We start from the raw sequence: 24922 nt of genomic DNA, 5'->3' as shown, positions 1-24922 counted from the left end.
AAATAACCGATGATACAGCTTAATGCGGTACGCAGGCGTTTGGAAACGTACGGACGCCCGGCCGGGAAGGTTTTCCCGCATCGTGCCAGGACAGCGGTGACCGGGCGCATTTTTATACTTTTTTTAGATTTGGTTTAGTGGCGTTTTAGAGATGGGGGATAAGATGGTGATTAGAGGGCCAGGGCGAGTCCGCTCCGAAGGCGGACGGCAGCTGCCATCCCGGGACCCGGGCTTTCTAATTCACGAAACAATGGAGGATATAATGAGAAAAAAATGGTTGTCGGCAGGAGCGGTTGTCGGGCTGGGCGCGGTTATGCTGTTCGCAAGCGGGTATTCCGTCATGGCGAACACATCCGGATATGAAGCTTACAAATCAGCGTTTACGCATACGAAGGGCGCTGACAGCATGGCTTCCCATGTCGTATGGAGTTTGAGCGATAACGGTAAGAAGGTGCTGTCCGGTGCGGCGGACATGAAGGTCAATCACGCCAAGCAGGCGATGAGCATGACGGCGGTGGTAGACGACGGTACACGGACACATACGATGCAGACATACAGACAGGACGGCAAGATGATTCTAAAGAGCAGTGATTCGGAAGTATATCGGGTGATGGACCAGGCGCCAGAGTGGCAGCATGACGGTAAAGCGGCCCAAATGCCGCAAGCCGCGGAGCAGGTAATGGAAGCGCTGATGGGGAACATCAAGGATTTGGCGACAGTGGAGACGGGCAGCGACGGTACGAAGGAGGCGGAGCTCCATTTATCGGGCAGCCAGATTCCGGCCGTGGTGAATGCTGTAGGCTCACTCATCGCTTCCAAGGCCGGCAGCGCGGATGGCTGGAATCACGGTGCGGCGGTTCAGGGACATCTGCCGGCCGGACATTCGGAATGGAAGGTGAGTCTGCCGAAGCTGACGGATGAGATCAAGGTGGAGCAGGTCGATCTGGATGCCAAAATCGGCAAAAACGCTGCCTTGGAAAACCAATCGGCGGAAATCCGGGTTACGGGGAAGGATGCGGCAGGAGCAGCGCATGAGCTTACCTTCCAGCTGAACGCCGGCTTCTCGGGGTATGACGCAACGACGCCCGACCGGGTCGATCTCGCGGGTAAACAGACCGAGAAGGTCGATAACCGATGGGAACGAAACGGCTGGAATCGTCACTAAGCAGGAAGGCGGCCGGACAGGAGAAGGTCCGGCCGCCCTTTTTTAGAAGGAGGGATTGAACGCATGAACAGCGTACTTGAAGTGGAGGGAATCACCAAGCTATTCCGTAACCACCGGGGGGTTAAGGATGTGTCATTTACCGCCTCGGAAGGCGAAGTATTCGGATTCATCGGGCCCAACGGCGCGGGTAAGACGACGGTGCTCAAAATCATCACGGGCTTAATCCAACCGGATCGGGGAAACGTCCGGATCATGGGGCATGATATCGCGGAGCGTTTTGAACAGGCCGTCAGCCATACGGGGTGTATCATTGAGACCCCGGAAGCTTATGAATACATGAGCGCCCGCGATAATTTGAAGCTGTCGGCACGGTTTTACAAGGATCTGCCGGCAAGCCGGATTGACGAAGTATTGGAGAAGGTCGGTCTCAAGCCATACCGCAATGAACGGGTGCGCGGCTTTTCGCTGGGAATGAAGCAGCGGCTGGGGCTGGCTTCGGCGCTGCTGTCCGCTCCGCGGCTGGTGCTGCTCGACGAACCGACGAACGGGCTGGATATCGAAGGGATGGCCGATTTTCGCAGCACGGTCCGGCAGCTGGCAGACCAAGGAATCACCTTCCTCATTTCCAGCCACTTGATCCACGATCTGAGCTTGATCGCGGATCGCGTCGGCGTGATGCGTGAGGGTCGTCTGATCAGCCTGGGAAGGGATGACGAATGGAACGGGGCAGGCCTGTCGCTGGAACAATACGTCACTTTTAAATTGCTGGAGTCCAAGGAGGGGGAGCGCGATGCACAGCTTATACGCCAATCTGCTGAATGAAACGGAGAAGCTCTGGCGGCAGCGCCGGACGAAGGGATTCCTGCTGTTGGCTCTGATCCTGCCAGTCGCTACCGTGCTGCTGTCCAGCCTTCTGAAGATGAGGGCAGGCATGCTGTTTGGACTGGAGGGGAGCCTCCCGGTGGCCATGCTTCACTTGTTCACCTTTGCGATCATTCCGCTCTACATGGCGGCTGCGGCGGCCCACTCGTTTGCCGGGGAGGTGGCGGCCCGCACGATGAAGCTGGTTCTGCTGCGGCCCGTTACGCGTGCCCGGGCGTACGCGTCTAAAGTGATTGCTATCGCGGTGTTTGCTGCTCTATGCCTTGTCGTGCTCTGGATCGCCTCAACCGTATCGGCGTGGGCGGTCGGGGGACTGGCAGGCGGCATGGCGGACAGCCTAAAGGCGTACGCCGCTTCCTTAGTGCCAATGATGGCCATCGGCCTGGTGTGCGTATTTATTGCGCAGCTGTTTTCGTCCGGAACCAGCGCCTTAATGACCATCGTGCTGATCTATGCCGCGGCCAAAGCGCTGCCTTTGCTGCTGCCGCAGCTGTCTGTCTGGTCTGTCTTTTCCTACACACGCTGGGATGTGCTGTGGACCGGCAGCGGAGCGCCAGCGGGTACACTGCTCAATACGTTTCTCCTGCTGCTGTCTTATATTATAATGGCTTATGCGGCGGGACTCATGATGTTCGCGAGAAAACAGCTCTAAGGAGATTGGCCCATGTCCATCAAAACAAGACTTTTGCTTTCTTATATTGCGATGACCTTCATCCCGGTCGTCCTGTTCGCTGTGATTGCCGGAGGGCTGTATACTGTATTGTTCAAAAACATCGGGGAAGGCCGCGGCACCCCTGCCATCTGGGAAAAGGCAAGCCTTCGCGGCGAAATGGCCGCCGGCCTCAAGTTTATGATCCAGACCGAACCCGATCGGTTCACCGATCCCTCCTTCGTAGCCAAAGCGGACGAACAGCTGACCCGATTGGATGCGGGGATCGTCGTAACGGAAGACGGCCGGATCACGTATGCCTCGGATCTGCTCCGCGGCGTCGATGTGGAGAAGGAAATCCAGAAGTGGCAGCCGGCGATGTCCTGGCACCGCTGGGGAGCGAAAGGAAGCGGCCGGTTCTCCGTGGAGAAATTCGATGTCGCGTTCAGCGGCCAGCATACGGGGGCGGTCTACGTCTTGACGGATATGAGCACATTTTTTGCGGAAGCCAAAAAGTTATTCCCGCTGATGATACTATCCCTGCTTCTGGTCATCGGGTTAACCAACGGAATTCTGACCTTTCTGGTTTCCCGGAGCCTGATCAAGCCGCTGTATGCATTAAAGCATGCCGCAGAGCAGATCAAGGACGGGGATCTGAGCCACGAAATCGCGCTGAAGCGCAAGGATGAGATCGGGGAGCTGGGGGAGGCATTTGAAGAAATGCGGAGCCGCCTGAGCGAATCGATCCGCCTTCAGCTGCAGTACGAGGATAACCGCAAGGAGCTGATCGCGAGCATTTCCCATGATCTCAAGACGCCGATTACCGGCATCAAGGCTTGCGTGGAGGGCCTTCAGGACGGGATTGCCGATACCGACGCGATGCGGGATAAGTATATGGGGATGATCGCGAAAAAGACGGAGGATATGGACCGGCTGATTGAAGAACTGCTGCTGTTCTCGAAGCTGGATTTGAAGAAGCTGCCTTTTCATATGGAGCCGACCGATCTGAAGGGATATGTAGCGGACTGTGTTCAGGAGCTGCAGCTCGATCCCCGGATGTCCGGCGTGAAGATCGCGTGTGAACTGCCTGATAGGGAGCGCGTCCAGGTGATGGCGGACCGGGAGAAGCTGCGGAGAGTGATCATGAATATTATCGACAACAGCCTGAAGTATTTGGATAAGGCGGACAAGGAACTGTCCGTATACCTGAGCGACGGGCCGGATGAGGCTGTGATCCGGATCAAGGATAACGGCTCCGGGATTGAAGAAGCGGCACTGCCGCATATTTTCGACCGGTTCTACCGCGCCGAGCCGTCACGAAATACGGATACCGGCGGGAGCGGCCTCGGGCTTGCGATCGTTAAGCAAATGATCGAGGGCATGGGAGGTAAAGTCTGGGCGGAGAGCCGTACCGGTGAAGGAACGAGCATTTATTTTGCGTTGCCAAAGATGACAGGAGATGGCGGTGAGCGGGCGTGAAGCGCATTTTGATTATTGAGGATGAACTGGTCATTGCGGAAGTGGAAAAGGATTATTTGGAGGCGGGCGGATATGCCGTCGACGTCGCGGCAAGCGGGGATGCCGGCCTGAAGAAGGCGCTGGAAGAGGAGTACGATTTGATCATCCTCGATTTGATGCTGCCGAAGGTGGACGGATTCGAAATCTGCCGCCAGGTCCGCGAGGCGAGGAACATTCCGATCCTGATGGTGACCGCCCGCAAGGAGGACATCGATAAAATCCGGGGACTCGGCCTCGGTGCTGACGATTATATTACGAAGCCCTTCAGCGTAGGCGAGCTTGTAGCACGCGTCAAAGCGCATCTGTCCCGCTATGACCGGCTGACGTCGGAGCATCGGCGGGAGCCGAAGAGCGAGCTGCGGCTGCGGGGAATCCGGATTGACCAGCTGTCCCGCAAGGTGTTCGTGAACGAACAGGAGGTGCTGCTGACCTCCAAAGAGTATGATCTGCTGCTGTTCCTGTGCACGCACCCGAACCGGGTGTTCAGCAAGGACGACCTGTTCGAACGAATTTGGGGACTCGATGCTTTGGGGGATAACGCCACCGTCACCGTGTATATCAGCAAATTAAGGGAGAAAATCGAAGCGAACCCCTCCAAGCCGCAATATATCGAGACGATCTGGGGTGTGGGTTACCGCTTTAATGTATAGATGAAGATACGCATTTGATCCTAATAAACGTTTTTGGGAAGGCCTTTACTGTCGGTAAAGGCCTTTTTGCGTTTTCGGAGCTTGGAGGCCCGAGCGTGTTTTTATACTTTTTTTAGATTCGGTTTAGAGCCGGTTTAGAATCGGGATCTATGCTGAAGAAGGAGGTGAATCGGATGAAAAAAATGACGGTGAAGCAGCGGAAATGGCTGCTGACCCTGCACTTGCTGTTTTCTGCCGTTATGCTGGGCACGGCTGTTATTTTCTTGTTCTTGAGCATTACGGCAGCCGTCACAGAGGATGAGGGCGTATTTCGTGCATGCTACAGCATCATGCATATGCTGTCCGAAAAGACGATGCGCGTGTCCACGATCGCAACGCTCGTAACCGGCATCATGCTGTCGGTCTGGACGCCGTGGGGATTGTTCAAATATTACTGGATCATCGTCAAGGAAATCCTGACGCTGCTTCTGGTCATTCTCGGGCCCGTCGGCATGTATTACTGGACGCTGCAAGCGGTCCAATACGTCTCCGAGCCGGGAATGCAGGGTATCCTCAGCCCGGAATTTACGGTGAACAACGTACAGCTGTGGACCGGGATCATTCTGCAGATCGTTTCGCTGGCAGGGTTATTTATCATTTCGGTATTCAAACCGTGGGGAGCACGGCGGGACAAAGCAAGACTCCATGTTAAAAGATGAAAGGGAGCGGTAAGGAATGGGTGGCAGGAACGAAAAGCAGGGGAAAAATGAAGTAAAAGGAGGATTCGGTACGAAATCGGAGCCTGGGCGGCAGTTTAACTCCGGTGATGCAGGAGCTGCAACGATGCCGGTCCGGATCCGAACCGTAAGTTGGATCTACGGATTGTTGGCGGCGGGTTACCTCGCCTGTGTTGTTGTGCAGGTGTTTTTAGCCGGCCTCGGCATTTTGGTGGATCCCGGCGATTTGCAGCTGCATCGCGTCTTTGCGAACGTTTTTGAGTTCGTTCCTATTGTAATGTTTGTCCTGTCCTTCTTGGGGGATATCCGGGGTGGTCTAAGATGGTGGCCGCTCGCGCTGTTCGCCTTGACTGCGCTGCAGCACATCACCATTCAAAATGTGACAGGTTCGCTGCGTGCACTTCATGCGGTGGATGCGCTGCTGCTGTTCGGATTGTCGGTCCATATGGCTAGACGTTCCTGGCCTTGGCTGCTGGGTACGAACCGCGCTGGGAAGGCCAATGCGTCGGGATCCGGAGATATGAAAGATTAGTATATGTGATGTTTTCTGACGTGTCGAAAAATATTAAGCGCTTGCATGAACTTTGTATTTACAAAATCGCGAATCCCTTGTTAGAATAAATAACAAATCAGCTTGTCCTTGCGGCTTATAGGTCGTCCGATGCCGCCCATCGAACATCCCTATGGGTTCAGCAGGAGAAGCGAGGAGACAGGGGATGCGTCAATTGTACGATAAGGACACGATCTACATCGTCGGCGATGCACAAACCTCGGTGAATAATCCGATAACCCAGCAGTACAGCGCCTTTTTTATCGGACTGGTCGTGGACACCGTCAGCCACAAAATCGTGGATGCCGCCTGTTCCTCCACGATTCCACTCACGTCGCAGTTTGTACGCTCTATTTTTCTGGGGAAGAGCATGCTCTCCCTGGAGCCGGTGGCGGAAGAGATCCGGACGAGGTATTACGGCTCTTCGCAGAAGGCGATCATCGTGGCGTTCAAGGATGCGCAGAAGAAGTATAAATTGGCGCTTTCGTCGAGGGAAACTTCGCCGGATTCATGAGCAGCAGCGATTCGGAACGATTTGAAGCCGTGTTTTCCGTGTTTCACTAATTGCATACCGCTGCTTTGTTTATCAGTATGGCGACATACGCGTAAATAAAACCCAGCAAATGACATATGCACGCCCGGGCAGCGCAGGCATATGACGTTTGCCGGGTTTTTTTATACCCAAATACGACAATCGGAGGGACTTGAAGATGAAATTGTACATATCCATTGATATGGAGGGCATTACCGGTCTGGTGGACGCGACATTCGTCGATTCCAGCCGCTACAACTACACCCGGGGCCAGCATATCATGACGGCAGAGGCGAATCACGTCATCGAAACCGCTTTTGAAGAAGGGTTCAGCGAGGTGATCGTCAACGACAGCCACTCGAAAATGAACAATCTGATCATCGAAAATCTCCACCCGGACAGCAAACTGATTTCCGGCGACGTCAAACCGTTTTCGATGATGCAGGGGCTTGACGGAAGTTATGCGGGAGCCGTCTTTCTCGGCTATCACGCGATGGCTGCCCGGAGGGGCGTCCTCAGCCATACGATGATTTTCGGCGTCCGGAACATGTATATCAACGACGTCTCCGTAGGCGAATTGGGATTTAACGCTTACGTGGCGGGACATTACGGCGTGCCGGTACTGATGGTGGCCGGTGACGACGAGACGGCTATCGAGGCCGAAAGTCTGCTGCCCGGCGTGACGACGGCGATCGTCAAGGAGCGTATTTCCCGCACGTCGGCGCTGTGCCTGTCACCGGAGAAGAGCGGACGGCTGCTCCGCCAGAAGATGGCTGAAGCGATTGCCGGGCGCGACCGCGTCAAGCCGCTCGTTCCGCCGGAACGCCCGCAGCTGACGATCGAATTCGCGAATTACGGGCAGGCGGAATGGGCCCATCTGATGCCAGGCACCACGATCGAACAGGGATCGCCTGTCGTCTCGTTCCAGGCCAAAGATATTCTTGAAGCGTACCAGGCTATGCTGGTCATGACTGAACTGGCTATGCGAACATCCTTCTGCTGATGAAGGCCGCCTGTTTTCCGAAAATACGCTGTCAGGTTTATCCGAGGTAGATGGGCCTGAAAGAATGCACCATATGCCGAGTAAAGAGAGGGTGAGATTCATGGCGCAATACATTTTGAAGCGTTTCTTATCCATGCTGGTCACGCTGTGGCTGATCGTCACAGTCACCTTTTTCCTGATGCACTCGATTCCCGGCTCTCCGTTTGACCGCGACGGGAAGGAAGCAAGCGCAGCGGTCGTGCAGAACATGATGTCGTTCTACCATCTGGACAAGCCGCTGGGCGTCCAGTATTTGCTGTATCTCAAATCGCTGCTGACCTTCGATCTCGGGCCATCGATATCCCATTACCCGACAACGGTGAACACGATGATCGACCGCGGCTTCCCGGTATCCTTCCAGCTCGGCGCGGCAGCCATTCTGCTGGCGATTGCAGCCGGAATAGCATTAGGTACGGTGGCCGCCCTGAAGCAGAACGGCATCATCGACTATATCGCCATGGTGCTGGCCGTCATCGGTATCGCGGTGCCAAGCTTCGTTATCGCTCCGCTCCTGATCAAATATGTCGCCGTCAAATGGGGGCTGCTGCCGGTCGCTTCGTGGGGAACGTGGAAGCATGTCGTGCTTCCGGCCTTCGCTCTCTCGGTTGGGCCCATCGCCACGATCGCGCGCCTGACCCGGGCCAATCTGATTGAGGTGCTGACCCAGGACTATATGGAGACGGCCCGCTCCAAAGGGCTGTCGCCGGCAAGGATGATCGTCAAGCATGCGCTGCGCAATGCAGTGCTGCCCGTGGTGACGCTGCTCGGCGCGCTGCTGGCCAACGTGCTGACGGGGAGCTTCGTCATCGAAAAAATATTCGCGATCCCCGGCATGGGAAAATACTTCGTGGACGGCATCAACAATCGGGATTACGCCGTCATCATGGGCACGACGGTCTTTTACAGCGCACTCCTCATCTTCATGATGTTTATTGTGGATATCGTGTACGGGTTCATCGATCCCCGTATCAAGCTGCATAGAAAGGGGGCCTGACGCATGCAGGTACCGGACCATTTGTTTACCCCAATGTACAGAACGGCCGGAGAACAGGAGCGGATCGTCAGGCCGCGCCTGTCGTTATGGCAGCAGGCCGTCCGCAGTTTGCTCCGCAACAAGCTGGCCTGCTGCGGACTCGCCCTGATCGTGCTGCTGGCACTGCTGGCCGTGTTCGGCCCGCTGCTGACGGATCAGAGCTACTCCGGCCAGAATCTGCTCAGCGCGAACCAACCTCCGTCCGGCGCGCACTGGTTGTTCGGAACGGATGACCTTGGGCGGGACGTCTTCGCCCGGATTTTGTACGGTTCGCGCATCTCGCTTACGGTCGGTTTGGCCGCCGCCTTGATCGATTTTTTCATTGGTATCATTTACGGCGGCATCGCCGGATATTTCGGCGGGCGCGTCGATAACGCGATGATGCGTTTCGTCGATATGCTGTACGGCATTCCTTATTTGCTTGTGGTCATTCTGCTCATGGTCGTAATGGGCCCCGGGCTGCTGACCATTATATTGGCATTGACGGCAACGGGGTGGATCGGGATGGCGCGGATCGTCCGCGGGCAGGTGCTTCAGCTGAAATCGTCGGAGTACGTCCTGGCCGCCCGGACCTTGGGAGCCGGGTCGTGGTACATCATCCGCAGGCATATGCTTCCCAACGCCGTCGGGGTCATCATCGTGCAGGTGACGTTTTCCGTGCCTTCGGCCATTTTCGCCGAAGCCTTCCTCAGCTTCCTCGGTCTCGGCATCCAGCCGCCGCTGGCGAGCTGGGGAACGATGGCCAACGATGCCCTGCCGACCATTCTGTCCGGCAACTGGTGGCGGCTGTTCTTCCCGGCCTTTTTCATTTCGGTGACGATGCTCGCCTTCAACCTGTTGGGAGATGGACTCTTGAACGCCTTTAATCCGAAGCAAAGGAGGTAACGGAAGATGAACAACGACGCGCTGCTCGAAGTGGACAATTTGCATGTTTCGTTCTCCACCTACGGCGGGGAGGTGAAGGCCGTCAGGGGCGTCAGCCTCCGCCTGCACCGGGGAGAGACGCTGGCGATCGTCGGCGAATCCGGCTGCGGCAAAAGCGTCACCGCCCGCAGCATCATGCGGCTCCTGCCCAAGAACAACTCGAAAATTACGGAGGGCAGCATCCGTTTTAACGGACGCGAGCTGACGCGTTTGAGCGAAAAGCAGATGCGTGACGTGCGCGGCTCGGACATCGCGATCATTTTTCAGGACGCGATGACCGCGCTGAATCCGACAATGACGATCGGGGAGCAGCTGATGGAGGGCGTCATCCGCCACCAGCGGCTGTCCCGGACGGAGGCGAGGAAGCGGGCAGTCGAGATGCTGCAGTTTGTGGGCATCCGCGACCCGGAGCTTCGGCTGAAGCAGCACCTGCATCAGTTCAGCGGGGGCATGAGGCAGCGGATCATGATTGCGATGGCGGCGATCTGCAGTCCCGCCGTCCTGATCGCGGACGAACCGACCACCGCGCTGGACGTCACGATCCAGGCGCAAATCCTGGATCTGTTCCGCATGCTGCAGCGCACGACCCAGGCTTCGCTGATCATGATTACGCACGACCTCGGCGTCGTCGCCAGCATCGCCGACCGCGTCAATGTCATGTATGCGGGGCAGGTTGTGGAATCCGCACCGGTCAAGGAGCTGTTCCGGAATCCGCAGCATCCGTATACGCGGGGGCTGCTCGATTCCATCCCGCGCCTGGACCGGCCAAGAGGGGCGAAGCTCGACGCGATCCCGGGCACCCCGCCGGACCTGTTCGCACCTCCGAAGGGATGTGCGTTTGCCGCCCGGTGTCCTCACGCGATGGAGGTATGCGGCCTGTTCCCGCCGGACAGCGTGAAGCTGGACGGAGAGCACACCGTAGCTTGCTGGCTGCAGGACGCCCGGGCCAGAACGATGCCGCCGCAAGGGCCGGCGCAGGTTGAAACCGCATCGGCCAGCCAGGGATAAGGCATGAAGAGCACAGTTTTATCATTTTGCGGGAACAGGATCCTGCTTCAGGTTTGCTCTGCAAGCCTTGGGACTTGACCATAGATCAGCGTCTTGAATAGCGCAAGCTCATGAATAACGGAATAGCTTGTATTTGCAGCAACCAACCAATTCGGGATTAAGGGAGAGGGTCTCATGGAAAAGGCTGTCGTGAACAAGTCTGTGAAAATAAGGTTAATACTGGCGCTGCTGACGTGCATGCTGCTCAGTCTGCTGCTGGCCGCATGCGGCGGCGGAACCGAAGGAGCAAGCGGTGGTGGAGGAGATACCGGAAGTAAAATCCTCCTGTACAACAACGTTCGCGAGCCCACTTCGCTCGATCCGCCGATCGGCTTCGACCAGGTTTCCTATGACATTTTGAACAATGCGATGGAGGGCATGACGCGTCTCGGCAAGGACCAGTCTCCGGAGCCGGCTGTGGCTTCCGAGTGGAAGGTATCCGAAGACGGACTCAAATACACGTTCACGCTGCGCGACGGCGTAAAGTGGAGCAATGGCGAGCCGGTAAAGGCGAGTGACTTCGAGTTTGCCTGGAAAAGAATGCTCGATCCGAAAACGGCGTCTTCTGCCGCGACGCTGGCCTATGTGTTTAAAGGAGCGGAGGCTTTTAACTCCGGCAAAGGGACGGCGGACGACGTGCAGGTCAAAGCCGCTGACGACAAGACGCTGGAAGTGACGCTGGCCCAGCCGGCCCCCTGGCTGCTGAGCATGCTGGCGAATCCGGCCTTCTTCCCGGTGCCGCAAAAGACTGTGGAGTCCAATCCGAACTGGACGGCGGAGGCCGATACGTTCGTCAGCAACGGCCCGTTCCGCATCTCCCAGTGGAATCACGATTCCGAGCTGAAAATGGTGAAAAACGATAAATATTGGGATGCGGCGAACGTGAAACTGGACGGCGTCACGTTCAAAATGATCAACGATTCCAACACGGAATACCAGCTGTACCAAAGCGGCGAGCTGCACATTGCGGGCGTTCCCGCCGATATGAGCGACCAGCTGTTCTCGGAAGGCAAGGTGAACGTTCAGGATTCGGCAGGTACGTATTTTTACCGCTTCAATACGACCATGAAGCCGTTTGACAACGCCAAAATCCGCAAAGCCTTTGCGCTCGCGGTGGACCGTCAGAAAATCGTGGACCTGGTGGTCAAGCAGAAGCAAAAACCGGCCGGGGGTTTCGTATCCTACGGACTCAAGGAGCCGGACGGACGTGATTTCCGCGAGGTGGGCGGCGACCTGATTACATTTGACGCAGCGCAGGCCAAGAGCCTGCTTGAGGAAGGCATGAAAGAAGCGGGATACAGCACGCTTCCCGAAGTGACGCTGACTTACAATACAAACGATTTACATCAGAAAATCGCCGAAACGCTGCAGGCCATGTTCAAGGAAAACCTGGGTGTCGACGTCAAGCTCGCGGGCAAAGAAGGCAAAGTCCTCACCGCGGAACAGAAGCAGCTTCAGCTGCAGTTTTCCCGGTCGTCCTGGCTGCCGGATTTCGCCGATCCGATCAACTTCCTGGATATTTTCGAAAGCAAAAGTCCGAACAACCGTACGGGCTGGAGCAATGCCGAATACGACAAGCTGATCCAGGCCGCTTACCAAGAGACGGACGAGACGAAGCGCTATGACCTGATGCACCAGGCCGAAAAAATCCTGATGGACGAGGCGCCGATCATGCCGATGTATTTCTATGATTCCGCTTATCTGCAAAGTGACAAGCTCGTCGACGTGGTACGCCATCCATACGGCTACATGGACTTTAAGTGGGCTGATCTGAAATGAGAAGGCTGAGACCGTTCATGCATGCTGCCGATTCGGGCATAGAAGGGGCGCAGGCCGGTGCCGGGAGAAGGCCGATCCGGCCGGCCCGGTTGAAGCCGGGGGACACGGTGGGCATCACCGCCCCGGCGAGCCGCGGGGACGCGGAGGCGATCCGCCGTTCGGCCGAAGTGTTCGAAGAGCTTGGCCTGAAGGTCCGGTTTGGCGATTCGCTGAACCGCGGCCACGGCTACCTCGCCGGAACCGACGCCGAGCGGGCCGCGGAGCTGAACGCCATGTTTGCGGATCCCGGCATTCAGGCCATCGTTTGCGCCCGTGGAGGCTATGGCACCGCCAGGATTGCGGAGAAGCTCGATTACGATCAAATCCGCCGGCATCCCAAAATTTTGTGGGGGTACAGCGACATCACCTTCCTGCATGCCGCCATCTGGAAGATGACCGGATTGATCACGGTGCATGGGCCGATGATGATTTGCCTGGGAGACAAGGATGTTCACCCGTTGACCCGGCAGAGCTTCGCCCAGCTGGTCCGGCCCGAGCCGCTCCGCTACACCGAGGACATCACCCCGCTGCATACCTTGGTGGAAGGCAAAGCCAAGGGCCCGCTCGTCGGAGGCAACCTGACTTTGCTGACGAGTACGCTCGGTACGCCGTTTGAGATCGATACCCGGGGCTGCCTCCTGTTTATCGAGGATATCGGGGAGGAGCCGTACCGGATCGACCGTATGCTGAACCAGCTGCGGATGGCGGGCAAGCTGGAGCAGGCGGCCGGTATCCTGGTGGGCGACTTCCGCGATTGCGAGCCGGTCAAGCGCCCGGTCTCCTTTACCTTAGAGGAGGTCATCCGGCATTATGTGACCGAAGCGGGCAGACCTTCCCTGATGGGCTTCGGGATCGGGCACGGCTCGCCCAACGTCGCGGTTCCGCACGGGATGGAAGCCGAGCTGAGCACGGCTGACAAAAAGGTGGAAGCGCTGGAGTCAGCCATTATATAGAGGAGGCAACCGGCAAATGCGAATACATGATATCGAAGTGCTGCGCAAGTACACGCCGCTGACCAAACCGTTCAAGACGGCGCTGCGCACGGTTCATCAAGCCGAATCGATTGTGGTGAAAATGACGGCCGACGACGGAAAAGTGGGCTGGGGCGAGGCGCCGGCTACCGTCGTTATCACAGGCGACAGCCTTGAGGCGATCCAGTCGGCCATCGAGCATACATTCAAGCCGCTGCTGATCGGGCAAAGCCTGCTCGCCTACGAGCAGATCCTGCAGTCGGTCCACCAGGCCATGGTCGGCTGTACCAGTGCCAAAGCGGCCATCGACATGGCCGTTTATGACTTGGTGGCCCAGCACGGGCGTATGCCGCTGTACCAATTTCTCGGCGGGTACCGCGACCGGATCGAAACGGACTTTACGGTCAGCGTCAACTCGCCCGAGGAAATGGGAGAAGATGCGGCCCAATACGTTCAGGCGGGATTTACCGTACTGAAGATCAAGGTCGGCAAGGATGACATCGAGCATGACATCCGCCGCATCCGGGAAATCCGGCAGCGCATCGGCAGCGACGTCAAGATCCGCCTGGACGCCAACCAGGGTTGGCAGGCCAAGGAGGCGATCCGCTCCATCCGGAAGATGGAGGACATGGGGCTGAACATCGAACTGGTGGAGCAGCCGGTCCGGGCCGGGGATATTTACGGGCTGCAGCAGGTGACCGCCGCGGTGGACACCCTGATTATGGCCGACGAAAGCGTCTTTTCTCCGGTGCAGGCGCTGGAGGTGCTGCAGCGGCACGCGGCCGACCTGATCAACATCAAGCTGATGAAGGCGGGCGGCATTTACAAGGCGCAGCTGATCAACCAGCTGGCTGAAGAATACGGCGTCGAGTGCATGGTGGGCAGCATGATCGAATCCCGATTGGCGGTGACCGCCGCTGCCCATTTCGCCGCGAGCAAAAAGAACGTCACCCGCTACGACTTCGACGCGCCGCTGATGCTGCACCAGGATGATGTCGTCGGCGGCGTCATGTACGACGGCCGGGTGATGACCTTCTCGGATGCGCCGGGTCTGGGCATAACCGACGTACGCACGACGGACGAAGTGGGGGTATGGTGATGGCGGATCGAGACGATCAGGCCGTATTCCCGGCATGGCGGGTGGTCAGCGTTCCGGTAGCCACCGTCTGGACCAGCCCGTCCTCTCCGCGGGCGCTGGACGCGCCGGCTCTGGCCGGGTTCGCCCCTAGCGAACCTGGGAGTGGCAAACGGGAGGCCACGGATCCATCTGATTCAGGGAACCCGTTGGAGATGGAAACCGATCCGGCGATTGCGCGGGGGAGCGGCATCGAGCCATGGCTCGCCGCCATGACGATACCGGATAAGCTCGAACTGTGCGCGGCCAACCGCGTGCAGACCCAGGCGCTGTACGGCACGCCCGTCCTCGTCTATGAGGAGCAGGACGGATGGAGCCGGGTCGCCATCCCGGGCCAGATCTCGCCCAAGGATGAGAACGGATATCCCGGCTGGATTCCGACGGAGCAGCTGCTGCCATTGAGTGAGGAGAAAGCGCATCGGCTGCTGGACAGCGGCGGAAACGTTCCCGGCGCCGCTGCTGCTCCAGCTTCTGCGATCGTGACGGCACCTACGACGGACTTGGAGCTGTTGTCCTCATCGGCGAAGCTGCGTATCAGCTTCCTGACAAGGCTGCCGCTGGCGACCGAGGAGGAGCGGGGGACGGTGCCTGAAGTAGAACCCGGCGATGGAGTTCAAGCCGTAAAGGGTTTACAAGCCGAAACGGTAGCGGGACCCGCTGCTGGAGCTTTTCCCCAAGCAGGGAGTGTTCCGAGAGATGGCGTTGGGGCAGGTGCAGATTATCGTGGGGATGCTTTTGTCGTCGTGCAGACCCCGCACGGTCTTGCCCGGATCAGACGGGCAGACGTACAGGTGGTGGCTGAGCCAGGGGAATACCCGGGCTCTCGTGCGGATCAACAGAATAGGGGCAAGGCCATCGTGGCGCAGGCCAAGCGCTTTCTGGGACTGCCTTACTTGTGGGGAGGCATGTCGGCCTGGGGCTACGACTGCTCAGGGTTTGCCCACTCCATGCATCTCGCCTGCGGCATCGTCATCCCAAGGGACGCCTCTGTCCAGGCGCTGCACGGAGCCAGCATCCCGCCGGAGGAGCTGCAGCCGGGGGATCTGCTGTTCTTTGCCTATGAGCAGGGCAAGGGACGCGTCCATCATGTCGGCATCTACGCCGGGGACGGGCACATGATCCATTCGCCGGATTCGGCCAGCTCGGTGGAGCTGATTCCGCTGAAAGGGTATAAGCTTGCTGACGAGCACTGCGTCTCCCGACGTTATTGGACGTAACGAGGCAAGGCTTTGCCCGGGCATCGCATTCAACTCGAAGCGTTCTGTAAGCTGCTCCCAGATTACAATATCCAGAGAATCACAATGAACACTTCGAGCGACAACAAACTCCCGGTCGGTTCTATGACGCCGGGAGTTTTTGCTGATATCTCCCGAATGGAGCACAGGCCGCGCAGGCTCATTCAGGTATATTTTAACGGAAAACACCCATATTAAGGGAATCAAGGCAGAAGCTGCTCGCAGGGTGGGGGAATGATGACTGTGGAAAGGCATGAGGAAAAGCATTTTAACGCATCGGATTTGATCAGGGATATTGTGATCGGAATGTCGGACGGTTTAACGGTTCCGTTTGCCCTTGCCGCCGGCTTGTCCGGGACCGTACCGAATACGAGCCTGGTCGTTGTGGCGGGGATGGCTGAAATCGCTGCGGGTGCTATCGCAATGGGGCTCGGCGGATATCTTGCCGCCCGGACGGACCGGGAGCATTATGCATCCGAACTCGTGCGGGAGCAGGAGGAAATCAGGGAAATACCGGATCAGGAAAGGGAGGAAGTGGCCGATATCCTGAGAGAGTGGCATTTTCCCGAAGAAATTGTGGAATCGGCGGTGGATGCCATCTGCCGGGACTCGGACCGATGGGTTCAATTTATGATGAAATATGAGCTCGGGCTCGAAGAACCCGAGCCTAAGAGGGCGCGCAACAGCTCGCTCACGATCGGACTGTCCTACATTATAGGGGGTGTAATTCCGCTGTCCCCTTACATGCTGATCACGCAGTCGGGCACAGCTTTATCCGTTTCGGTGATCGTCACGCTGATTGCCTTATTCGTGTTTGGCTACGTTAAAGGAAGGTTCACCGGTACCCGTCCGTTCCGCAGTGCCTGGCAAACAACCATTGTAGGCGGAGCGGCCGCCGGAATCGCATTTTTCATTGCAAGACTCATATCTTGAGGGTTAACTCTCAATGACTGTGTTCAGCGGATGAATCCGGGATGTTCTCTAGTAAAACGACAAATACTTCATCACATTCTCCGCCTTCTCCTCGCCCAGCAGCTGCACGAGCTTCGGCCTGACTTCCTCCACAAAGGCAGCCTCGATTTCAAACGTTTCTTCGTTGGTTACATTCCCCTCCATTGTGAAAGCGGCTTCGATCAAGAAGGCAAGTGCCGAAAAAAAGTCGGTCAGCGAGTCTGCAAGGGGAAATGCTCCGGATCCATCGATCCGCCCGTACACCGGGGATGCCGGCGAGGCGGTGTCGACGATCAGCGGGTCGTCGTTGTAATTGGCAATGACCACATGCTCCGGAGGCCACGAAGGGGATGCTTGGTACGGCTCCCCCGTTCCCAGCCAACGGTATCCCAGCTGCTGGCGAAACAAATGCTCCGGCTTCGGAAAGAAAAGAACGGCCGCATCTCCGATTTCCACGGCGGCGCTTTTCATTCCGAGCGATGTTATATGATCAGCACCACTTCTTATTTCATACCTGGTGTAAAAATGCTGCAGTTCCGGCGAAAGCGGAATACGTATATCCACGCCGGGGTCACAGAACTCCGCCAACGGGCGGATGTCCTGCTCTTTGAAAAGTCCGTATGCCTCGTTATATTGATCCTGCCATTTTAGAAAAGATGCCATGGCTTGGTCCAGCACGTCCATCAAGTTTCACTCCCCATAGATTCTTTAATAAAAATCGAAGTAGCCGCGCCAGGTGCCGTCCTTTTTATGCTTGGCAAAATAAAAATTGCCGTCATCAACGATGTTGAGCCCGGCTTTGGCGTCTGAGGCGATTTGGAGGACAAAAGCGTATCCATCTCCAAAGTCAATGCCAGGCTGGGTGAAGGCGGCATATCCGCCAAGCTTGTGAACACGATATATTCCCCCGGCAATATCCTCGAAATAATTCAGCCCTTCCAGCTCTTCCAGTCGGAGAATCTCTTGTCTGTGCGCTTCGGGTATATCATTGCTGTCCCATTGCGGGGAGTCATCTTCACGAAGCTCTGGGAACAGCGGGAAAGGTTTGATCGACATAAAGGCAGGCCCGAAGTCTTTCAAGACCAATTTCCCGGCATCGCTGTACTCTCGGATGCACATATATCCGCTCATATCATCGTGATCCAGGACGTTAGGTGACAAAAATACGGTCAGCAGTTCGGTTTCCTTCAGTTCGTCCGGAACATAGGGCAGCGCGGGCAGATATAGCTGTAGGATGGGAGCCATTGCCTCTCCGTCCACATCGACGGGCAGTTCCTCATCGGGCAATGCCAGGTTGACTTGTCCGATCCAGCACTGCTCCATCGTGGGGCTAGGCCTGCTTCCACCTGTTTGAAAAAGGGTCGCCGTGCGCCGCAAGGCGCTTTGAAGCTCTACGATCCGTTCGTTACTCATACTTGCATCCTCCTTTAAGTGCCCATGCTCAGGTCACCCCTGCTTCCATCTGAAAAAACGAAGATCATCAATATATCATCATGTATGTACACGTAAGCAACTTTGCCGCTTCTTTACGGAACCCTCCTCGAGTAGGTCATTGTTCGGTCCCTCTGCTTAACCCTCGGCAAATATGCCGTTGTTCGGATCCCGCTGCTTACCCTCCGGAAAGTAGTAACCCATATGCCTTTCACCTTACGTATCCGTCCGCACATCGTCCCATTCCTGGCCCATATATCCAGTCAGCCAGTTCAAGACGCGGTGACGCTCATACACGACGCCTGCGTTCAGGCCGCCGGGAGCCGGCTGTCCTTGAATCCGGCTGTCGACGCAGAGCCAGTCGTAGCGGTAGATCAAATCGGCGGCGTCGAGAATTTCCTTACTGCTCCGCTGCCGTGAGCCCGCTAAAAAGGCATCAAACGTATCATACTGCTGCAGCTTGGAGACGGCTTCGGGGACATCGCAAATATCCGTCGGGCTCCCCAAGGCGTTCACATGGCCCAAGGCCCACAGCAGCACCCAAAAGCCTTCATACCGCCAGGAAAACGGGACCGCTTCGGATTCATCCGCATGGCCGTTTTGGATAAACGCCTTCTCCTCGGGGGAAAAGAACCCGTCCGCCCCGTACTGGGCCGTAATTCTCGAGATCAGCTCCCGGGTATCCTCGGGGCTTTCGCCCGCACCGATGCATTCGCCCTTGACGGCGGTAATGCAGAGGGCGACGGCGCGCTGTGCGGTTTCCGCAAGCGTCCGGATTCGTCCCGCGGCTTCATCGCCGAGCCGTCCGGGCATCGGAGGCATCTTCTGGAAGCCTTGCGCCGACAGAACCGCTTCGGACCGCGCTTTGCGCTCCGTACCGGAAGCTGTCTCCGGCTCCTCGCCATGGAGGAAGCTCGTATGGGCGGTGACGGTGTAATCGTCTACTTCCGAGCGGCCGTCCGTACCCAGCAGCAGCCGTCCTTCCGGATTCAGCAGCTGCCCGCCGCCCCAGAACATCAGCCCGTCCAGCGTCCGGATCATTGACAGCAGCCGGGTGAACAAGGACTCCGAAATGTCGTCCTCCGTTTCGACGCCGATGACCATATTGAGCGTGCTGATCTTGATCAGCAGCTTTTGCTGCAGCGGCTCGTTCTCCGCCGGGATCTGGGCAAAAAATTGCTCCATGCCGCTTCGCATGCTTGCAAACTCATCCGGGTGCGTTTTGCTGGTCATGATGTTAAAAGCGGCAGCCTTTCGGCGAAGCCAGCCCTTGCTGACGATTTCAATCCGGGTTTTGCTCTCATTGACGCTCATTTTTCCATTCGGGTCGATCGCCTTCATCAGGTCCACGATCTGATCCAGATCGAAGGTTGAGCTGTACAGCGCACAATTCTTCACAACGATTCTCCTCCCACATGTAAAAAACAACCAGTAACACGGTGCAAAAAGCACACATCAACCATTTTATACCGAATTCGTGCACGACTTCCAGGCCGAATCTCGTCAGCAGCAATATCCTCGAAAACCTCCCACCTTCGGCTTGAAAAATGTACACCTGACGTGCCTGCGGTCTGTGCTAATATAGGGGGAAGAGGAGGGACCTGACATTCATGCTCAGATGGAAACAGCTAACGCAAAGCCTTTTCTTTAAATTTTCGGCTTCCTTTATCCTGGTGGGACTTGTGCCGTTATCCCTTCTCAGCTACTATGCCGTGCAGTCGTTCACGTCGCATGTCGAGCGCTATACGACCAACAACCTTCGGCAGATGGTGCTGTACATGAGCTACAACGTTAACTCGGCGCTGACCAAATACGACGACATTTCCAAGCTGATGTACACCGGCCGGTATGACGGTTACGTCGAAGGATCGGACGAAAACCAGACCCGCAAGGTCAACGAACTGGAGCAGATCAATTCGGTCCCGATCGAAAGCTTTCTCAAAACGATTTTGTACAGCGATCCCTTTATCCGCAACGTGTATTTTGTCAGGTCCTCGGACATGAAGCTGTATTACCAGCTCCGAACCAATGCGGTGCTGATTCCGGAAGCGCTGCCATTAAAAGATTGGCTCAGCATTATGAAGGAACGTCCGCGGAACATCGCCTATTTCGCTGCGCATGACGAGACCTATTTGGCCCGTTCGGACAAACAAGTCGTCACGATCGGGCGAAACCTGATCGATATCTCGCTGCCGCTTGAGAAGGAGCCGCATGTGGTCGGAACGCTGTTTTTTGACGTAAGTACGGACATGTTCAACCAATTCTTTTCCGAAATGAAATTAAACGGGAAGGACGAGCTGTATGTGCTGGACGGACAGGGGCGCGTCTATTTCGGTCATCGGAACAACGCCGGGAAGACTGTCACGGCGGTATCCGATCCACCCGACGGTCAGATGCTGGCTCTAAGTGAACCGATTCCGGCTCTGCAGGGCCGCATCGTGACCCGCCTGTCCAAAGAGGAGCTGTACCGTCAGCTCGCGACGACCCGCACGGCGGTGTATATTGCGATCGTGATTTGCGCGGTGGTGTTGATCGCCATGGGCGTCTGGTTCTCGCGGCGGCTGGCGGCGCCGATCCGCCAGGTGATTCAGAAGATGGTCACCGTAGAATCGGGAAATCTGGACACGCATGTTGAAGTCCGGAGCCAGGATGAAATCGGCCGTTTGGGCCATGGCTTTAATCGAATGGTCGAGCGGCTGCAGGCTTTTATCGACGAAGCCTATGTCGCCGAGATCAAGCAGAAGCAGACCGAACTGAATGCGCTCAAAAGCCAGATCCGCCCGCACTATTTATATAACACGCTGGAGGTGATCCGGATGAATGCCGTGCACAGCGACGTGCCGGAGGTCGGCGACATGATTCTGTCGCTGTCCAACCAGCTTAAGTACGTCATCGATTACGGTGAGGAATGGGTACCGCTGCAGCAGGAGCTCGATCATCTCCGGGACTATTTTTACATTATCGAAGTCCGGTTTGAGAACCGTTACGAACTGCGGACGCACATTGCGGACGATGTGCGCCTGTCGTGGAGCGTGCCGAAGCTCTTCCTGCAGCCGCTTGTGGAAAATGCCGTGCAGCACGGCCTGCGGCCGCAGGGCAAAGGAACGGTCGGTATTTCCATCTGCAAACAGGAGGACCGCTTGGCCATCGTCATTGTCGATGACGGGGTCGGAATGGAAAAAGAGGAGGTCGAGCGGATCACGGCCAGGCTTGCCGAGGAGGGCGCACCGTCCGGCCACGTCGGGATGAAAAACGTCCAGGAGCGGATCCGGTCGCTGTGCGGTCCGGAATTCGGGCTGTCGGTGACAAGCCGGCCCCATATCGGCACATCCGTAACGATCGAACTGCCTATCAAGGAGGTGCATGACGATGATTCGGGTTCTGCTCGCGGACGATGAGCCGATGATCCTCAAGGGATTGCGGAAATTGATTGACTGGAATGCGCTTGGCTTTGACATTATCGGAAATGCCTGCGACGGCCGGGAGTTAATGGAGCTCATGGAAGCCCTGGAGCCCGACGTGATCATCAGCGATATCAGCATGCCGCATTTTACCGGGATCGACATGATCCGCCGCATCCATGAAGAAGGGCTGCCGATCAAGGTGATCTTTATCAGCGCGTTCCAGGAGTTTACCTACGCGCGGGATGCGGTGGCTTACGGGGCGCTCGATTACTTGGTGAAGCCGATCATCAAGCAGCAGCTCGAATCGGTGCTCTGCAAGGCGGCATCCCTCATCAACGAGCACCAGGAGGAAGCGATCCGCAAAGGAAAGCTGCAGCAGCTTGAGCACAAAATCCGTCAGGGCGAGCTGGAGTCGTGGCTGGCGCAGCTGATGGAGGGAACGCTCCAGCCCGGTTCCGCGCCTTACCGACATCTTGCGGGCGAGCTGCCTGGCCCGTTGTACAGCACAGGGGTGGTCTTGGCCGAGCAGCTTCCCGGCGACAGCGATAAGTGGAATGACAGGGAGACGAAGCTCGTGGAGTTTGCCGTAGGCAACATTTTGCAGGAAGTCGTCCGCCGGTCGGGATCAGGCCATGTGTTTGTGCGATCCGGCCGTTTCTGCTACGTCGCCTGCCATGATGGTCCCGAGGGAGCGTTAGAACTGGCACAGGACGTGCAGCGCAGCATCCGCACCTATCTGAAGCTGAGCGTGACGATCGGGACCAGTCCGGCGGCGGCCGATTTCGGCAGCCTTCCGGAGGCTTGCCGGCAGGCGGAGCAGGCGCTTAGCCTGAAGTATTTTGACGGACCGAACCGGGTTTATACCTACCGGGCCATGAACAACAAGCCGAAGCAGGATGAGCTGTACCAGCGTCAGCTGGCGGTGGTGAACGGCTTTACGGACGACGATTGGGAAGCGGTTGCAGAAGAGTTGGACCGCTTGCTCTCCTACATCTGCGTCAGCGCCTACGGGAGTCGGTCGCTGGCGGTGTCGACGGCGTTTTCGTCCGTCCTTTTGCTGGCGCAGGAATTGGGGAAATCAGGCCTATCTCTGCCTGAAACCAGCCTGGATGCGCATGATGTTCAGCGTAGGCTGGAGCAGTGCGGCTCGTTCGCCGAACTGCGGCGCGACATAACGGATACGGTCGAGAGGATGTTCCGGATAGCCGGGGCGGACTCCGGCAATAAGGACAAAGCGCTGCTGGCCAAGGTGAAGCAGTATATTGAGGAGCACTATCCGGAGGAAATCACGCTGGAGTCGGCCGCCGGCATTACGTTCATGAATCCAAGCTACTTCAGCTTTTTTTTCAAAAAGCAGACCGGGATCAATTTCAAGCAGTACGTGACCGGCATCCGGATGAAACACGCGGTGCGGCTGCTGTTGCATACCGATCTGATGGTGTATGAAATTGCCGAGGCGGTGGGGTATAACAACGCCCGCCATTTCAGCGACATTTTCCGCAAAACGTACGGAAGCCTCCCGAACGATTACCGTCAGGACAAGAAAAGAAAAGCTTGACCTCAAGCTGCCCAAGTCATCCATCTACACCCTGCCATAGGATGCAGACCACCCTCCGGCCCGCCGGTTTAAAACGCCGTCAGGCGTTTTTTTTCTGCATTATAGAATTTATAACTTTTGGGGGTCCCCGCCAAGTACTTGGAATATGCACCGAAGTATAGGCTCCACTTTGTGGGGATGTTTCTTCAGTAAGTACTCGAAAATGCCTCACCTCAAACTCGAAAAAGTTCATTCTAGCGGCTTCCGCATTTTGATAACCTAAGACCAAGGATCGGGCCGGACGCGCGCAGCGCAGTCATCCGGGCGGCATGGAACCCGTCGATCCGCACGATTCAAACCGTACCATTCAGAAAAAGGGAGGCAACACATCAGATGGCTCACAAATCCAAATTTCACATGCTCAGCCTGCTGCTGGCGCTCGTGCTCGTTCTGTCCGCATGCGGCAATGGCGGCACGGAATCAGGCGCATCCGGAACAAGCGGAGAAGGCGCTTCGGACGGAGGGGGCCAGGCGGCGAAAACCTCGTTTACGATCGGCTATGCCACCGGCGACCCGGCATCCAAGCAAGCGATATCCGACGCAATTAAGGCGTTTACTGAAGCCAATCCGAACGTCGAAATCAAGGACGTCAGCGAAGGGACGACTTCCTCTTATCTCGACTGGCTGAAGACGAAGGACGCGGTCGGCGAATTTCCCGATCTGGTGGAAATGCGCGATACCGAGGTCTTTCTGAAGGCCGGCAAAATCGTGGAGCTCCCGTCCGACCTGCACGATCTGTTCAGCACACTGCCGGAAGTCGGCGGCAAGGTGTATAACGCTCCGCTGACGCTGAACGCCCCGCAGGGCATTATCTACAGCAAGCAGGCGTACGAGAAGGCCGGCATTACCGAAGAGCCGAAGACGTACGACGAGTTTTTGGCCGACCAGGAGAAGCTGAAGGCGAGCGGCATTACCCCGATCGTCGTCGGCGGCAAGGATATTTTCCATATGGGCTTCTGGCTGAACAAGTTTCTGATCGATGATGTGTATGCCAAAGACCCGGACTGGAACTCCAAACGCACGGCCAAACAGGTGAGTTTTACCGACGCCAACGTGGTTCAGGCGATGACCGACTACAAAGATCTGTTCTCCAAATATGTGGACAAGGGCTGGCTGAGCACCGCCGACAACCAGACGGCGTCCATCCTGGTGGCCGGCAAAGCCGCGCAGCTGTTCTCCGGTCCATGGATGTTCACACAAATCCAGCAGGCGGACCCGAACTTTGAATTCGGCTTCTATGCACTGCCGGACAGTGAAGGCAAACGAAATGTTATCGGTCTGCCGTCCCCGGCCGGCTGGACCTTATCTGCTGATGCGGCCAAAGATCAGGCGAAAGTGGACGCCATGAAATCGTTTATCCGGTTTTTCTTCTCCAAAGAGCAGTATGCGAAGTATCTGTCCACGGTCAACGGCATTCCATCCACTAAGGAACCTGTGGAATACCAGGCGACCGAGCAGATGCAAACCGTTCTTGACCTGATGAAAGACGAATCGGTGACCAAATCGCTGGCGATCAACAATTGGTGGGGAGAGAATCAGATCCCGCCGCAATTCCGCAACTGGTATTACAAGCTGATGCAGGAAATGGTTCTGAAGAACGGCGACGTTGCGGAATATATGAAGAAGGCGGACGCCGAGTACGATACGGAAGTCGCGGCCAACAAGCAGTAAG

The 24922-nt window shown here is 56.9% G+C and carries 23 protein-coding genes; 20 read left to right on the top strand and 3 right to left on the bottom strand.

Translation table 11 applies throughout. The features are described from left to right. Positions 1-262: 262 nt before the first annotated feature. The 17 genes from K2F33_RS30175 to K2F33_RS30095 all read left to right on the top strand — a co-directional run bounded on the left by K2F33_RS30175 (position 263) and on the right by K2F33_RS30095 (position 16800). Positions 263-1165, top strand: coding sequence for a hypothetical protein (locus K2F33_RS30175; RefSeq protein ID WP_263880364.1), 903 nt, complete (start codon positions 263-265; stop codon positions 1163-1165). Between the two features lie 63 nt (positions 1166-1228). Then, positions 1229-1987 carry an ABC transporter ATP-binding protein gene (locus tag K2F33_RS30170; protein ID WP_212983090.1) on the top strand — a complete coding sequence of 253 codons (759 nt, stop codon included), beginning with the start codon at positions 1229-1231 and terminating at the stop codon, positions 1985-1987. After that, the gene (locus K2F33_RS30165; protein WP_263880363.1) at positions 1956-2699 is read left to right on the top strand and encodes an ABC transporter permease; all 744 of its coding nucleotides are present in this window, start codon (positions 1956-1958) and stop codon (positions 2697-2699) included. Before K2F33_RS30170 ends, K2F33_RS30165 begins: the two co-directional genes overlap by 32 nt. Before the next feature lie 12 nt (positions 2700-2711). Next, a complete protein-coding gene (locus K2F33_RS30160) occupies positions 2712-4175 on the top strand; it encodes a sensor histidine kinase (RefSeq protein ID WP_263880362.1) in 1464 nt (487 codons plus the stop codon). Beyond that, positions 4172-4864, top strand: a complete 693-nt coding sequence (locus K2F33_RS30155; protein ID WP_089546368.1) for a response regulator transcription factor — start codon at positions 4172-4174, stop codon at positions 4862-4864. Before K2F33_RS30160 ends, K2F33_RS30155 begins: the two co-directional genes overlap by 4 nt. 173 nt (positions 4865-5037) lie before the next feature. Next, positions 5038-5562: a DUF2269 family protein gene (locus K2F33_RS30150; RefSeq protein ID WP_263880361.1), complete on the top strand. Its 525-nt coding sequence runs from the start codon at positions 5038-5040 to the stop codon at positions 5560-5562. A 16-nt stretch (positions 5563-5578) separates the two neighbouring features. Continuing rightward, the gene (locus K2F33_RS30145; RefSeq protein WP_263880360.1) at positions 5579-6112 is read left to right on the top strand and encodes a DUF6220 domain-containing protein; all 534 of its coding nucleotides are present in this window, start codon (positions 5579-5581) and stop codon (positions 6110-6112) included. 193 nt (positions 6113-6305) lie between these two features. After that, positions 6306-6644, top strand: a complete 339-nt coding sequence (locus K2F33_RS30140; protein WP_145157466.1) for a DUF3870 domain-containing protein — start codon at positions 6306-6308, stop codon at positions 6642-6644. A gap of 196 nt (positions 6645-6840) precedes the next feature. Further along, entirely contained in the window at positions 6841-7665 is an 825-nt protein-coding gene (locus K2F33_RS30135) for a M55 family metallopeptidase (RefSeq protein ID WP_263880359.1), read from the top strand. 100 nt (positions 7666-7765) lie between these two features. Further along, a complete protein-coding gene (locus K2F33_RS30130) occupies positions 7766-8698 on the top strand; it encodes an ABC transporter permease (RefSeq protein ID WP_076168749.1) in 933 nt (310 codons plus the stop codon). 3 nt (positions 8699-8701) lie between these two features. Then, positions 8702-9622 carry an ABC transporter permease gene (locus K2F33_RS30125; protein WP_263880358.1) on the top strand — a complete coding sequence of 307 codons (921 nt, stop codon included), beginning with the start codon at positions 8702-8704 and terminating at the stop codon, positions 9620-9622. A 6-nt stretch (positions 9623-9628) separates the two neighbouring features. Next, a complete protein-coding gene (locus K2F33_RS30120) occupies positions 9629-10669 on the top strand; it encodes an ABC transporter ATP-binding protein (RefSeq protein WP_076168743.1) in 1041 nt (346 codons plus the stop codon). Between the two features lie 174 nt (positions 10670-10843). Further along, positions 10844-12487: a peptide ABC transporter substrate-binding protein gene (locus K2F33_RS30115; RefSeq protein ID WP_263880357.1), complete on the top strand. Its 1644-nt coding sequence runs from the start codon at positions 10844-10846 to the stop codon at positions 12485-12487. Between the two features lie 17 nt (positions 12488-12504). Beyond that, a complete protein-coding gene (locus K2F33_RS30110; protein ID WP_263882481.1) occupies positions 12505-13479 on the top strand; it encodes a S66 peptidase family protein in 975 nt (324 codons plus the stop codon). A 16-nt stretch (positions 13480-13495) separates the two neighbouring features. After that, on the top strand, positions 13496-14596 hold the full coding sequence (locus tag K2F33_RS30105; protein ID WP_263880356.1) for a mandelate racemase/muconate lactonizing enzyme family protein: 1101 nt from the start codon (positions 13496-13498) through the stop codon (positions 14594-14596). Beyond that, on the top strand, positions 14596-15849 hold the full coding sequence (locus tag K2F33_RS30100; protein WP_263880355.1) for a C40 family peptidase: 1254 nt from the start codon (positions 14596-14598) through the stop codon (positions 15847-15849). Before K2F33_RS30105 ends, K2F33_RS30100 begins: the two co-directional genes overlap by 1 nt. 252 nt (positions 15850-16101) lie before the next feature. Then, positions 16102-16800 carry a VIT1/CCC1 transporter family protein gene (locus tag K2F33_RS30095; RefSeq protein ID WP_263880354.1) on the top strand — a complete coding sequence of 233 codons (699 nt, stop codon included), beginning with the start codon at positions 16102-16104 and terminating at the stop codon, positions 16798-16800. A gap of 48 nt (positions 16801-16848) precedes the next feature. On the opposite strand, the gene K2F33_RS30090 is transcribed toward K2F33_RS30095, so the two are convergent. The 3 genes from K2F33_RS30090 to K2F33_RS30080 form a co-directional block, all read right to left on the bottom strand. Further along, complete coding sequence (locus K2F33_RS30090; RefSeq protein ID WP_263880353.1) at positions 16849-17502, bottom strand: hypothetical protein; 654 nt, start codon at positions 17500-17502, stop codon at positions 16849-16851. Between the two features lie 24 nt (positions 17503-17526). After that, positions 17527-18231, bottom strand: coding sequence for a DUF1963 domain-containing protein (locus K2F33_RS30085; protein WP_263880352.1), 705 nt, complete (start codon positions 18229-18231; stop codon positions 17527-17529). 234 nt (positions 18232-18465) lie between these two features. Continuing rightward, positions 18466-19647, bottom strand: a complete 1182-nt coding sequence (locus K2F33_RS30080) for a DUF4272 domain-containing protein (RefSeq protein ID WP_263880351.1) — start codon at positions 19645-19647, stop codon at positions 18466-18468. Positions 19648-19859: 212 nt separating this feature from the next. Here K2F33_RS30080 and K2F33_RS30075 point away from each other — a divergent pair, with 212 nt between their 5' ends. The 3 genes from K2F33_RS30075 to K2F33_RS30065 all read left to right on the top strand — a co-directional run bounded on the left by K2F33_RS30075 (position 19860) and on the right by K2F33_RS30065 (position 24921). Next, positions 19860-21647, top strand: coding sequence for a sensor histidine kinase (locus K2F33_RS30075; protein WP_263880350.1), 1788 nt, complete (start codon positions 19860-19862; stop codon positions 21645-21647). Continuing rightward, positions 21619-23211: a response regulator gene (locus tag K2F33_RS30070; protein ID WP_263880349.1), complete on the top strand. Its 1593-nt coding sequence runs from the start codon at positions 21619-21621 to the stop codon at positions 23209-23211. The genes K2F33_RS30075 and K2F33_RS30070 overlap by 29 nt, the downstream gene beginning before the upstream one ends. Positions 23212-23583: 372 nt before the next feature. Further along, positions 23584-24921 carry an ABC transporter substrate-binding protein gene (locus K2F33_RS30065; RefSeq protein ID WP_263880348.1) on the top strand — a complete coding sequence of 446 codons (1338 nt, stop codon included), beginning with the start codon at positions 23584-23586 and terminating at the stop codon, positions 24919-24921. Position 24922: the final 1 nt, after the last annotated feature.

It is taken from the genome of Paenibacillus sp. PSB04 (genome assembly GCF_025809195.1).
In the GTDB taxonomy this organism is placed as follows: domain Bacteria; phylum Bacillota; class Bacilli; order Paenibacillales; family Paenibacillaceae; genus Paenibacillus_AQ; species Paenibacillus_AQ favisporus.
This window is presented reverse-complemented; position numbering and strand designations above follow the sequence as displayed.

Bases quoted from the DNA above. Each gene is read 5' to 3' on its own strand.
- K2F33_RS30175 (WP_263880364.1), top strand. From the start codon at position 263: ATGAGAAAAAAATGGTTGTCGGCAGGAGCGGTTGTCGGGCTGGGCGCG.
- K2F33_RS30170 (WP_212983090.1), top strand. From the start codon at position 1,229: ATGAACAGCGTACTTGAAGTGGAGGGAATCACCAAGCTATTCCGTAAC.
- K2F33_RS30165 (WP_263880363.1), top strand. From the start codon at position 1,956: ATGCACAGCTTATACGCCAATCTGCTGAATGAAACGGAGAAGCTCTGG.
- K2F33_RS30160 (WP_263880362.1), top strand. From the start codon at position 2,712: ATGTCCATCAAAACAAGACTTTTGCTTTCTTATATTGCGATGACCTTC.
- K2F33_RS30150 (WP_263880361.1), top strand. From the start codon at position 5,038: ATGAAAAAAATGACGGTGAAGCAGCGGAAATGGCTGCTGACCCTGCAC.
- K2F33_RS30145 (WP_263880360.1), top strand. From the start codon at position 5,579: ATGGGTGGCAGGAACGAAAAGCAGGGGAAAAATGAAGTAAAAGGAGGA.
- K2F33_RS30135 (WP_263880359.1), top strand. From the start codon at position 6,841: ATGAAATTGTACATATCCATTGATATGGAGGGCATTACCGGTCTGGTG.
- K2F33_RS30130 (WP_076168749.1), top strand. From the start codon at position 7,766: ATGGCGCAATACATTTTGAAGCGTTTCTTATCCATGCTGGTCACGCTG.
- K2F33_RS30125 (WP_263880358.1), top strand. From the start codon at position 8,702: ATGCAGGTACCGGACCATTTGTTTACCCCAATGTACAGAACGGCCGGA.
- K2F33_RS30120 (WP_076168743.1), top strand. From the start codon at position 9,629: ATGAACAACGACGCGCTGCTCGAAGTGGACAATTTGCATGTTTCGTTC.
- K2F33_RS30115 (WP_263880357.1), top strand. From the start codon at position 10,844: ATGGAAAAGGCTGTCGTGAACAAGTCTGTGAAAATAAGGTTAATACTG.
- K2F33_RS30110 (WP_263882481.1), top strand. From the start codon at position 12,505: ATGCATGCTGCCGATTCGGGCATAGAAGGGGCGCAGGCCGGTGCCGGG.
- K2F33_RS30105 (WP_263880356.1), top strand. From the start codon at position 13,496: ATGCGAATACATGATATCGAAGTGCTGCGCAAGTACACGCCGCTGACC.
- K2F33_RS30100 (WP_263880355.1), top strand. From the start codon at position 14,596: ATGGCGGATCGAGACGATCAGGCCGTATTCCCGGCATGGCGGGTGGTC.
- K2F33_RS30095 (WP_263880354.1), top strand. From the start codon at position 16,102: ATGATGACTGTGGAAAGGCATGAGGAAAAGCATTTTAACGCATCGGAT.
- K2F33_RS30090 (WP_263880353.1), bottom strand. From the start codon at position 17,502: ATGGACGTGCTGGACCAAGCCATGGCATCTTTTCTAAAATGGCAGGAT.
- K2F33_RS30085 (WP_263880352.1), bottom strand. From the start codon at position 18,231: ATGAGTAACGAACGGATCGTAGAGCTTCAAAGCGCCTTGCGGCGCACG.
- K2F33_RS30075 (WP_263880350.1), top strand. From the start codon at position 19,860: ATGCTCAGATGGAAACAGCTAACGCAAAGCCTTTTCTTTAAATTTTCG.
- K2F33_RS30070 (WP_263880349.1), top strand. From the start codon at position 21,619: ATGATTCGGGTTCTGCTCGCGGACGATGAGCCGATGATCCTCAAGGGA.
- K2F33_RS30065 (WP_263880348.1), top strand. From the start codon at position 23,584: ATGGCTCACAAATCCAAATTTCACATGCTCAGCCTGCTGCTGGCGCTC.